The organism is Pseudoselenomonas caprae (assembly GCF_008271345.1).
Lineage (GTDB): Bacteria > Bacillota > Negativicutes > Selenomonadales > Selenomonadaceae > Selenomonas_A > Selenomonas_A caprae.
On sequence record NZ_VTOZ01000019.1, the window covers coordinates 48,757 to 58,148 of the forward strand.

12 protein-coding genes are annotated in these 9,392 nt (G+C 56.6%); 1 reads left to right on the forward strand and 11 read right to left on the reverse strand.

What is annotated here, in order from left to right:
• Positions 1–32: 32 nt before the first annotated feature.
• The 9 genes from cbiB to cbiT are packed head-to-tail and all read right to left on the reverse strand — an operon-like array spanning position 33 to position 7,724.
• Positions 33–974 carry an adenosylcobinamide-phosphate synthase CbiB gene (gene cbiB / locus FZ041_RS09660; protein ID WP_149189402.1) on the reverse strand — a complete coding sequence of 314 codons (942 nt, stop codon included), beginning with the start codon at positions 972–974 and terminating at the stop codon, positions 33–35.
• The gene (locus FZ041_RS09665; protein WP_149189403.1) at positions 968–2,503 is read right to left on the reverse strand and encodes a cobyric acid synthase; all 1,536 of its coding nucleotides are present in this window, start codon (positions 2,501–2,503) and stop codon (positions 968–970) included. Before FZ041_RS09665 ends, cbiB begins: the two co-directional genes overlap by 7 nt.
• A 12-nt stretch (positions 2,504–2,515) precedes the next feature.
• The gene (gene cobU / locus FZ041_RS09670; protein ID WP_149189404.1) at positions 2,516–3,094 is read right to left on the reverse strand and encodes a bifunctional adenosylcobinamide kinase/adenosylcobinamide-phosphate guanylyltransferase; all 579 of its coding nucleotides are present in this window, start codon (positions 3,092–3,094) and stop codon (positions 2,516–2,518) included.
• Between the two features lie 3 nt (positions 3,095–3,097).
• Positions 3,098–3,733 (reverse strand): precorrin-8X methylmutase, encoded by a 636-nt coding sequence (locus FZ041_RS09675; protein WP_075443948.1) that lies wholly within the window; start codon positions 3,731–3,733, stop codon positions 3,098–3,100.
• A 1-nt stretch (position 3,734) separates the two neighbouring features.
• Positions 3,735–4,502 (reverse strand): precorrin-6A reductase, encoded by a 768-nt coding sequence (gene cobK / locus FZ041_RS09680; protein ID WP_075443945.1) that lies wholly within the window; start codon positions 4,500–4,502, stop codon positions 3,735–3,737.
• Positions 4,499–5,254 (reverse strand): precorrin-3B C(17)-methyltransferase, encoded by a 756-nt coding sequence (cobJ, locus tag FZ041_RS09685; RefSeq protein WP_149189405.1) that lies wholly within the window; start codon positions 5,252–5,254, stop codon positions 4,499–4,501. Before cobJ ends, cobK begins: the two co-directional genes overlap by 4 nt.
• A complete protein-coding gene (locus tag FZ041_RS09690; protein WP_149189406.1) occupies positions 5,242–6,357 on the reverse strand; it encodes a cobalt-precorrin 5A hydrolase in 1,116 nt (371 codons plus the stop codon). Before FZ041_RS09690 ends, cobJ begins: the two co-directional genes overlap by 13 nt.
• A complete protein-coding gene (gene cobM / locus FZ041_RS09695) occupies positions 6,354–7,109 on the reverse strand; it encodes a precorrin-4 C(11)-methyltransferase (protein ID WP_075443936.1) in 756 nt (251 codons plus the stop codon). Before cobM ends, FZ041_RS09690 begins: the two co-directional genes overlap by 4 nt.
• A gap of 36 nt (positions 7,110–7,145) precedes the next feature.
• The gene (cbiT, locus tag FZ041_RS09700; protein WP_075443933.1) at positions 7,146–7,724 is read right to left on the reverse strand and encodes a precorrin-6Y C5,15-methyltransferase (decarboxylating) subunit CbiT; all 579 of its coding nucleotides are present in this window, start codon (positions 7,722–7,724) and stop codon (positions 7,146–7,148) included.
• A 176-nt stretch (positions 7,725–7,900) separates the two neighbouring features.
• On the opposite strand from cbiT, the gene thiT reads away from it, so the two are divergent.
• The gene (gene thiT / locus FZ041_RS09705; RefSeq protein WP_149189407.1) at positions 7,901–8,428 is read left to right on the forward strand and encodes an energy-coupled thiamine transporter ThiT; all 528 of its coding nucleotides are present in this window, start codon (positions 7,901–7,903) and stop codon (positions 8,426–8,428) included.
• 429 nt (positions 8,429–8,857) lie between these two features.
• On the opposite strand, the gene FZ041_RS09710 is transcribed toward thiT, so the two are convergent.
• The gene (locus FZ041_RS09710) at positions 8,858–9,088 is read right to left on the reverse strand and encodes a hypothetical protein (protein ID WP_149189408.1); all 231 of its coding nucleotides are present in this window, start codon (positions 9,086–9,088) and stop codon (positions 8,858–8,860) included.
• On the reverse strand, positions 9,085–9,387 hold the full coding sequence (locus FZ041_RS09715; protein WP_149189410.1) for a nucleotidyltransferase family protein: 303 nt from the start codon (positions 9,385–9,387) through the stop codon (positions 9,085–9,087). The genes FZ041_RS09710 and FZ041_RS09715 overlap by 4 nt, the downstream gene beginning before the upstream one ends.
• Positions 9,388–9,392: the final 5 nt, after the last annotated feature.

Below are 9,392 nucleotides of genomic sequence, written 5' to 3' on the forward strand. Positions count from 1 at the left end.
CTCCTAGATGTTAGTGATATTTATCACTCCTATCATAACCCAAACATCGCATAGGTAATAATGATAAACATCACAGTCACGGTGTACATCATGCGGATGCATTCCATGATATGCTTGGGCGCAGTCAGCTCAATGGCCTCGCCCATATACGCACGCAGCGACTTCTTGCCGAAATACGAATTGATGCCGCCCAGGCGGATATGCAGGGCACCGGCCACCGTCGCCTCGGCATAGCCGCCATTCGGGCTCGGATGCTTGGCCGCGTCCCGCAGCATCATATCATAGGCGTTCTTGTAATCAAAGCCCAGCAGGCAGGCCGCAAAGATGAACAGCACCCCCGTGATGCGGGCGGGAATGTAGTTCAGCACATCATCGAGCTTGGCCGCCGCCCGTCCAAAATAAAGATACTTATCGTTCTTGTAGCCAATCATCGAATCCATCGTATTGGCTGCACGATAAAGCACAGCCAGCGGCACACCGCCAAGGACAAAAAAGAACAGCGGGGCAATGATGCCATCGACTGTATTTTCCGCGATGGTCTCCACCGTCGCCCGGGCGATTTCGGCATCAGTAAGCTCCTCCGTATCACGGCCAACAATCCAGCCCACTTTCTTGCGCGCTTCCTCGATTTCGCCGAGAATCAGCAGTGCATAAATGCCCTTGCCGGCCTTAGCAAGGCTCTTAGGCGAAATCGTGAACGAGAGCAGCAACGCCCCCACAACAATCTTGCCCCATTCCCAAGGGATATGGTAGGAAAGCATCATGATTGCCGCAGCCGCCTCATAGTTCACCAGCAGCGTGATCAGCACGAGCATGGCCCCCATCGCATATTTCTTGCCGTCGCTGTCCTCAGGCCGATAAAACAGCCGCTCCAGGCCGCCGATGAGCTTCCCCATCAGCACGACGGGATGCCAGCGGCTGTTGGGGTCGCCAATGACCGTATCGATGAAAAAAGCCAGGATTGCTGTCAGCATGTCGTTTCTCCCATGATCTGAGCCAGCTTTTCCATATCGAGGCTCTGCCGCACCACATCAGCCAGATGATTGTAGGCCTTTTCCTTCTCCATCCGCACGTTGCGCTGGACGGAAAGTCCGGCCAGCCCCTTGCGCTCCCGCAGGGCATTGATGAGCTGGCGGCGGAACCCGTCATGGTCGAAGATGCCATGGATATAGGTGCCGACCACCTCGCCATGATTCGCTGCTGTCCATGCGCCATCCCAGCCATCAAAGGCTTTATCAGCCTTGGCCGTGATATGGAACGGATGCTGGATTTCTTCGCCAAACTCCGTCTTGCCCATATGGATCTCATAGCCAGGCATATCCTCTGCCATCAGCGTCCTGCCCAGGAATGGCAGCTTGACACAATCGGCAGTCACCTGAGTCGTGAGCTTAGACGCAGCAAAGGTCGTCTCCATAGCCAGATACCCCATCCCTGTGACACTATCGTGGGCAGACTCTGTATGCAGGGGATCATGGATGGCGCGGCCCAGCATCTGATAGCCGCCACAAATGCCCCAAAGCGGTGTTCCCTGCTCCACCTCCTGACGGATAGCCGCCTCGATGCCCGACTCCCGCAAATAGAGCAGATCCTCCGTGGTGTTCTTCGACCCCGGCAGCAAGATGAGATCCGGCTCCCCGAGCTCTTCGACGGACTTCACATAGTAGAGGGATACATCCGGCTCAGCGGCCAGACTGTCAAAATCCGTGAAGTTCGAAAGTTTCGGCGTCTGGATGACCGCGATGCTTATGGGCGCATCCTGGGACACAGCCTGCTTTTCCTCCAGGGATACCGAGTCCTCATCGTCGATGCCCAGTGCATCGATATGCGGCACGATGCCAAGCACCGGCTTGCCCGTTTTCTGCTCAAGAAAATCAACGGCTGGTGTCAGGAGGCTCACATCGCCACGGAACTTGTTGATGACCAGCCCCTTGACGAGAGCCCGCTCCTCCTCGTCGAGAAGCTCCAGCGTCCCGACCAGGGACGCCAGCGCACCGCCGCGATCGATATCGGCAATCAGCAGCACCGGCGCCTGGAGGTATTTGGCCACACGCATATTGACGATGTCATTGGCCTTGAGATTGACCTCGGCCGGACTGCCCGCGCCCTCGATCACCAGCGTGTCGAAACCAGCCTGCAAGCGTCCCAGTGCAGCTTTTACGGCGTCAAAGGCCTTGAGGCTGTACCCCTTGTGATACTCCCGGGCACTCATATTGCCGATGGGCTCGCCGTTCAGGACGACCTGGGAGCAGCTGTTGCCCGTCGGCTTCAAAAGGACCGGATTCATGTCGACCATCGGCTCAAGGCCCGCTGCCTCGGCCTGGGCGACCTGCGCGCGCCCCATCTCCTTGCCATCTTTGGTGACATAGGAGTTCAAGGCCATATTCTGCGCCTTGAACGGGACGACCTTGCGCCCCTGCTGATGGAAGATGCGGCAGAGGGCTGTGGTTATGATGCTTTTGCCGACATGGGAGCTCGTTCCCATGAGCATGATCGCGTTCGACATGTGGGTTCCTCCTTAAGCTAGTGCCTTGATGTTTACTGGAATGCCTGCTATGACTGCGTATACATCTGCTGCGGCCTGCGCAATCTGCTGATTGGCCAGCCCGCTGATATCCCGGTAGATGCGGCTGAGCTTGTTCTCCGGAACAATGCCCGCGCCCACTTCATTGGTAACGAAAATGACCGTCAAGCCCCGCTCGGCCGCCGCTTCCGCTGCCGTGATGAGCGCTCCGACCTTCTGACGGGTCAGCGCGTAGACCTTATCCTGGGCCGCAAGCTCTGCCTCGGGCAGGCTGCAGAGCAGGTTGCTCAAATACAGCGTGATGCAGTCAAACAGGATGACATCGTTCTGCTGGCAGGCCGCCTGGATGGCTTTCTCTGCCCCAAACGGCGCCTCATAGGTCTGCCAGTTGGCCGGGCGCCGCTGCTGATGCAGGGCGACCCGGAACCGCATCTCCTCATCGTAGATCTGTGCCGTGGCGATATAGCCAATCCTCTGGCCGCTCTGCGCAGCCAGCTTCTCCGCGAACGTCGACTTGCCCGACCGGGCACCGCCAGTCACCAGCACGATCCTGCCTGTCTCTGTCCCGTTCATCGTTCAGCCTCGCTCGTTGTTGATGAAATACATCATGGCATTGATGGCCGCCGCCGCAATGGGGCTGCCGCCCTTGGTGCCCGCAACGGTGATATACGGCACCAGACCGTTTTCGGCCAGTGCCTGCTTGGAATCCGCGGCACCGACAAAGCCTACGGGGATGCCGACGACACAGGCGGGACGGACTCCCTCCTCACGGATGAGCCGCAGCACCTCGAAGAGCGCCGTCGGCGCGTTGCCGATGGCGACGATATTGCCATCCAGCGCAGCCCCGAAGGTGCGCATGGCCGCCATCGAACGCGTGATACCCTCCGCCTTGGCCGCAGCTGCCACCTTTTCATCGGCGATCAGGCAATGCACCTGCCCGCCAAACGAAGCCAGCTTGCGCTTGTTGATGCCCGTGCGGACCATCTCGACATCGGTATAGATATCACAGCCACCGGCCAGGGCTGCAATCGCTGCATCGATTGCCCCCTCGCCGACACGGATGATCGGGGCGTATTCCACATCACCAGCCGCGTGGATGATGCGGCTGTAGACTTTCGTCGTCTTCTCATCGAGATTGAAGGCCTGCAGATGCGGCGCGATGATCTCCATGCTGCGTGATTCGATTTCCATTGGCTGTTTGATAAAGTCCATCTCAATAATGCTCCTCTACGAATCTCAAGATATCTTCATAGGTTCTGCCGATATTGCCATAGGTCATGGCCGGCCGGTCAATGACGACCACCGGCAGATCCAGTTCCTCGGCAGCTGCGAATTTCGTATCGGTGCCGCCGATGGACCCGCTGTTCTTCGTCACGATGACATCGGCACGGTATTTCCGGAAAAGCTCCTTGTTGAGCTGCTTGGAAAATGGCCCCTGCATGGCAACAATCTGCCCCGGTGTGAGACCAAGGCTTTCGCAGAGGCTGATGACCTCCGCCGAGGGCAGCACGCGAGCGATGAGTTCACACCTTGCCAGGGCCTCAGCCGTCGTGAACTTCACCAGATTGCGGCTGCCCGTCGTCAAGAAGATACGGCGCCCCAGCTTGGCCGCTGCCACCGCCGCCTCCTCATAGCTGTGCACGACCGTGACCTGATCGTAGTCCACGGCTGTGAGGTCACGCTCATAGCGCACGTAGGGAATGCCCAGCAGCTGGCAAGCCTCCATCGCATTGGCCGAAATGTTGACGGCATAGGGATGGCTGGCATCGACCAGCAGCCGTATATGATGGTCAGCCAGATAGGCCTGCATCCCCTCCCGGTCCAGCGGCTGGTCATTGATGATGAGATTGCGCCCCCGGCAGTCAGCCAGCAGCTGCTCACCATAGCTTGTGACCACAGAGGCCGCTACATCATAACCATGCTCCAGCAGGTACTTCGACAGCTCCCGGCCATCCTGCGTACCAGCGGCAACAAAAATCATAAACCGTTCTCCTTATTCTCATAGCCACGCGGCGTGATCATCCAGCCCTCTTTGACATAGGTCTGGCTATTGCCGATGATAACCATCGAGAACATATTGATATCCTCCTTGGTGAAATCAGCCAGCGTCGAGATGACCTTCGCTTCCTTGTCGCGGCTGGCTGCCGTGACAATGCCGACCGGCGTCTGCGGGTCGCGGTGCTTCAGCATGATCTCGCGGACTTCCTCGATGTTCTGCACGCGCTTCTTGCTCTTCGGATTGTAGAGCGCCGTGACGAAGTCGCCCTGGGCTGCCATCTCGATGCGCTTGCGGATAAGCTCCCAAGGCGTCAGCAGATTCGACAAGCTGATGACGGCGAAATCGTGCATCAGCGGTGCGCCGAGCACCGACGCCGCCGCATTCACTGCCGAGACCCCCGCAATGATGCCGCCAAATGCCGGACGCTGGCTTTCCTCACGCTGGAGGATGAGTTCCAGCACCAGGCCAGCCATACCATAAACGCCCGCATCACCACTGGATACGACTACGGTGTCACGGCCGGCTGCCGCCTCATCGACTGCCATGCGGCAGCGCTCGATCTCCTGCATCATCGCCGTGCCGATTACCTGTTTATCAGCCAGCAGCGGCTCGATGAGCTTGATATACGTGTTATATCCGGCTACGACCTCAGCTGCCTCGATGGCTTTGCGCGCCCGCGGCGTCATATCCTCAAGGCTGCCAGGGCCAATACCGATCACTGTTATTTTTCCCATACTAATGCTACCGTCACTTTCTCGAATTTCGTCTTGCGCAGCGCCAGCCGCCCGCCGGCCTCGCCGACGCAGCAATAGGCTGCGGCCTCGCAGACATTGCCGATGCCTATATTCTCCTTCACGAAGTCAGACTCCTCCAGCTGATACCGTGCAATCATCGCCTGCAATTGCGCATGGTCGTAGAAATGCACCGGCCGTGCCAGACTGTCTGCCGCAAACAAAATCCCCGCCTCATGGCGCTTTACGACCGTACTCGCCAAGGCATCAATGAACGAACGGTCACGGCCAATCATGCGGCACGCCATATCCAAAGCGCCCATGACCAAGGCAGCCGGCGTCCCGCGGCGGCAGCCGACACCAGCAATGAGCCGGCGCGGCGTCAGGCAGAGCACATTCTGCGGCAGCTCTGGCAGAGCTGGCAGATTCGGCTCCGACAGGATGACCGCCCAAGTTCTATCCTTCTCCTCGGCACAAAACTGCAGGCATTGGCTGGTCACGCAGAGCTCGGCGGTCTGGCCAGCCTGCTCCAGCTGCCTCTTATAGAAGACGCTGTGGGGCAGTGTCTTGTCTATCCGCCAGCATACCTCCTGCCCCTCAAGTACCGCCGAATTGAGCGTGCGGATGCGCACCTTCGGCCAGGGGCGCAGGCACAGCTTAGCCGCCAGGGCATCCGGTGCCTGGCACTGATTGACGTCCGTCGCCGTCGTGATGACCGGCGATGCTCCCACAGCCTGGCAAAGCTGCTGCGTCAGCACATTGGCGCCGCCGATATGGCCCGAAAGCAGGCTGATGCCATGCTGGCCGCGTTCATCAAAAACGACCACGGCAGGGTCCTGGAGCTTATCCTGCAGCAGGGGCGCGATCGTCCGTACGACGATTCCCGCTGCCATGATGAACACAAGCCCGTCATAAGCGGTAAACGTCTCGGCCACCGCTTCCTCGAGCTTGGCAAAGGTCTTTATCCCCGCCCCCGTCTCGGCAGCAACCGTCGGGGGGGCCACCTTGGCCGACACATAGACGGTCATCGGATTATCCAGGCTGCGCTGGAAGGTCTTGGCTAATTCATACGCCTTGGCTGTCAAGGCAAAAGCGGCTAATCTCATTTGCTGGCCTCACGGAACATATGGGAAAACTCCGGCGCATACAGGCGCGAAAGATCATAGCTTGCGCCCAGGCAACGGCTGACGACGATCATGGCCGTGCGGTCGATATTCTTGCCCTCGATATCCTTGACGATGGTTGCCAGCGTCCCCCGCACGATCTTCTCCTCCGGCCACGAAGCCCGCTGGACGATCGCGATCGGCGTATCCGGTGCATAGCCGCCCGCGATGAGCTCCTCTACGACCTTGTCGAGCATCGCGATCGACAGGTAAATGCACATCGTCGACTGATGCTTCGCCAGACTGCGCAGCTTCTCTGCCTCAGGCACTGGTGTGCGGCCCTCGTTGCGCGTGATGATGACCGTCTGGGAGATGCCCGGCAGCGTATACTCCTGTTTGAGCGCTGCGGCCGTGGCAAAGCAGCTGCTCACGCCGGGAACGATATCGTAGGCGATGCCCTTCTTGGAAAAGGCATCCATCTGCTCCTGGATGGCACCGTAAACCGAAGGATCGCCCGTATGCAGACGCACCGTCACCTGCCCCTTCTGCTCCGCGTTCTCGATGACAGCTACGACCTCATCCAGCGTCATCGACGCCGAGTTGTGGATCTCTGCCCCCGGCTTGCAAAGCTCCAGCAGCGCCGGATTGACCAACGAGCCCGCATAGATGACCACATCCGCCTCGCGCAGATAGCGCTGACCTTTGACTGTGATAAGCTCCGGATCGCCAGGACCCGCACCAACGATATGTACCATATCCAATTCCCTCTTCCGTCAAGTATCTGATTGTTGTTATTTCTTCCAGCAGGTCACGATATAGATGGGGTTCAAGGCCTTAGCCATATCATACGGCCCCACCTGCTGCAGACGGCTGATCTGCACCTGTATCGCCTCATACGCATAGATATCCGCATGGCTGCGCATATACTCGATGCACTGCATGAGCGTCTGCACCGTGATGCAGTTGAGCACAATGCGCCCCTCTGCCTTGAGCTTCGGCGTCACCACCGCAAGGATATCCGCCAGCCTGCCCGCACTGCCCCCGATGAACACCGTGTCCACCGCAGGCAGGTTCTCCATGCCAGCTGGCGCCTCCGTCTCCATGACCTTGAGATTGCCCACGGAGAAATTCGCCGCATTGGCACGGATGAGACTGACGCCCTCGGGATTGCGCTCCAAGGCATACACCGTCCCCTGCGGCGCCATACGGGCCGCCTCGATGGAGAGCGAGCCCGTACCAGCACCGATGTCGTAAATGACCGCATCCGGCTTGATTCTCGCCTTGACCAAACTGAGGATGCGTATCTCCTGCTTCGTCATCGGCACATTCTTGCGGATAAAAGCCTCATCATCCAGACCCAAATAATCCATCGCCAAGCCTCCTGCATCATTCTGATTTATCTTATAACAATACGTATCTATCATACCAAATTACGCGGAAAACCTCAATGTCTGATAGCTTTCAGCACAATCGCGGCAAAACCATTGTGAGCGTTTCGCTTTTTGCGTTATAATAGAAGATATTGTTCCCAAAGGAGTGACCTAACATGAATCATAAGAAACTTTCCACACGCATCCTTATACAGGCTGCCATGATGTCAGCCATCACGATTGTCCTCGCCCAGTTCCATCTGTTCCAGCTGCCGCAGGGCGGTGAAATCAGCCTGGGCACCATGGTGCCGCTGATCCTACTGGCCCGCACCCATGGCAGCAAGATCACCTTGCTCGCCGGCTTCCTCTGCGGCCTCATCGGCCTGCTGCTCAATCCCTTCATCTATCATCCCGTGCAGGTGCTGCTCGACTATCCCCTGCCTTACATGGTCATGGCCATCGTCGCCTTGTTCCGCAGCCATCTCTACCTCGGCGTCACAGCCGCCTTCACCCTGAAATTCCTCTGCCATTTCCTTTCCGGCGTCATCTTCTTCGCCGCTTATGCCCCCGAAGGCATGTCACCAATCCTCTACTCCGCCACCTACAACGCCACAACGCTAGTCCCCGACTTTGCCATCTGCTGCCTGATCTTAAGACTGCTCCCGCTCAAACGGCTGACGGCAGAACTCAGCACGGCAAAATAAAACACCCCCGAAAGGCTCACACATCCATCGAGCCCTTCGGGGTTGTCTTGTCTACAAAACATCATTTGTTCCACAACTACATCCATGCTATAATATCTGTGGCAGATTACCTGTCTGCCACAGACCACCGATACGGTAGGCGATTCGTTTCCCCTCGCAGAAAGGTCGAAATCCTTTGAAAGTGAGGTCTCTGACATGGATCAGACGACGCTTCAGCTTCTGCTGATACTCCTGATTATCTTGTCTTTGAAAAAGAAATAAACCGCCAAGTTACCAGCCGGGCGGTTATTTCTAAAACACTTAGATATAACCATCGAGCGAGGGAATGAATCCGTCTTTCGGTGGTCTTTTTCTATTTCTATTGTACTTCTCAGCCAGTTGACTTGTCAACCCTTATCGCAATCAATGACTGACTTCAGATGGTTCATGTCAAATAGGGATATCATTTTCTTCCGCAAGCTTCTTGATTGTTTCTAAAGGAAGCTCTGTCACTTCCTGGATTACATCAGGTGGCAACTTTTGTTTCAGCATACCAAGCACGCTTTTTCTAATTCCTATCTTAACTCCTTTTTTATATGCTTCTTTAAATGCATCACGATAGCAAATATTATTTCTTGTTATGATTCCTTGCTTTATTCGCCCTTCATCTGAATATTTCATGCTACCAAAACCTTTTCTCTCATAATCGTTTTGTAGAATTCACTATCTTGATTGATTTCGTTGATTTCAAAGACATCCACTCGCTTGTTGAGGATTTCGCGCAGTTCTTCACCAAAGGCAAATATCTGTGTAAGCTTAAAGCCCTCGCCACCGATAACCAGGAAATCTAAGTCGCTGTTTTCGTCAGCTTCGCCACGGGCATAGGAACCAAACAAATATACTTCCTTGACCTGATACTTTTGAGCCAAAGGTTTAACCAAGGCTGTTATATTCTCAATGGTAAATATTGATACTGACATTGTGC

What these genes read in the sequence shown, in the direction of transcription:
- cbiB (WP_149189402.1), bottom strand. Translation starts at nt 974, where the DNA reads ATGCTGACAGCAATCCTGGCTTTTTTCATCGATACGGTCATTGGCGAC.
- FZ041_RS09665 (WP_149189403.1), bottom strand. Translation starts at nt 2,503, where the DNA reads ATGTCGAACGCGATCATGCTCATGGGAACGAGCTCCCATGTCGGCAAA.
- cobU (WP_149189404.1), bottom strand. Translation starts at nt 3,094, where the DNA reads ATGAACGGGACAGAGACAGGCAGGATCGTGCTGGTGACTGGCGGTGCC.
- FZ041_RS09675 (WP_075443948.1), bottom strand. Translation starts at nt 3,733, where the DNA reads ATGGACTTTATCAAACAGCCAATGGAAATCGAATCACGCAGCATGGAG.
- cobK (WP_075443945.1), bottom strand. Translation starts at nt 4,502, where the DNA reads ATGATTTTTGTTGCCGCTGGTACGCAGGATGGCCGGGAGCTGTCGAAG.
- cobJ (WP_149189405.1), bottom strand. Translation starts at nt 5,254, where the DNA reads ATGGGAAAAATAACAGTGATCGGTATTGGCCCTGGCAGCCTTGAGGAT.
- FZ041_RS09690 (WP_149189406.1), bottom strand. Translation starts at nt 6,357, where the DNA reads ATGAGATTAGCCGCTTTTGCCTTGACAGCCAAGGCGTATGAATTAGCC.
- cobM (WP_075443936.1), bottom strand. Translation starts at nt 7,109, where the DNA reads ATGGTACATATCGTTGGTGCGGGTCCTGGCGATCCGGAGCTTATCACA.
- cbiT (WP_075443933.1), bottom strand. Translation starts at nt 7,724, where the DNA reads ATGGATTATTTGGGTCTGGATGATGAGGCTTTTATCCGCAAGAATGTG.
- thiT (WP_149189407.1), top strand. Translation starts at nt 7,901, where the DNA reads ATGAATCATAAGAAACTTTCCACACGCATCCTTATACAGGCTGCCATG.
- FZ041_RS09710 (WP_149189408.1), bottom strand. Translation starts at nt 9,088, where the DNA reads ATGAAATATTCAGATGAAGGGCGAATAAAGCAAGGAATCATAACAAGA.
- FZ041_RS09715 (WP_149189410.1), bottom strand. Translation starts at nt 9,387, where the DNA reads ATGTCAGTATCAATATTTACCATTGAGAATATAACAGCCTTGGTTAAA.